This window comes from Streptomyces sp. P17 (genome assembly GCF_032436805.1).
GTDB lineage: Bacteria > Actinomycetota > Actinomycetes > Streptomycetales > Streptomycetaceae > Streptomyces.
The window spans coordinates 1-526 of sequence record NZ_JAVRBF010000288.1; the positions used below are offsets into that span (position 1 = coordinate 1).

The following is a 526-nucleotide window of genomic DNA, read 5'->3' on the forward strand; positions in this document are numbered from 1 at the left end:
CAGGCATTGATGAAAACTGACTTCGCCATGCAGACGGCCAACAAGAACCCGAAATCGGTTCACCTGGCGATGATTAACGTGGCATCCACTGGCCTGACGTTGAATCCGGCAAATGCGTACGCGTACCTGATCCCGCGTGATGGAGCTATCGTCCTAGACATTAGCTACAAGGGACTTATCAAGATCGCTACCGACACGGGCTCTATCCGCTGGGGTCGTGCTGAGATTGTCTACGAAAGCGATACGTTCGAGTATCACGGGCCAGCGCGCGAGCCGGTCCATAAGTGCAATCCGTTCAAGCGAAAGGATGATGATTGCATTATCGGCGTCTACTGCATCGCAAAGACCAGCGACGGAGACATTCTGACCGAGGTCATGGGCGCGGATGAGCTTGAGAAGATTCGCGGCAAGTCCATGAGCTATGCCAAGAAGAAGTCAGGCCCGTGGGTTGAGTGGTTTGAACAGATGGCTAAGAAGGCCGTCATTAAGCGCGCTAGCAAGACTTGGCCGTACACCGAACGCGCTG

1 protein-coding gene is annotated in these 526 nt (G+C 54.4%); it reads left to right on the top strand.

Going from position 1 to position 526, the window contains the following annotated elements:
* On the top strand, window positions 1-526 hold a 526-nt coding region (locus tag RMT89_RS40910; RefSeq protein WP_315888827.1), incomplete at both ends, for a RecT family recombinase.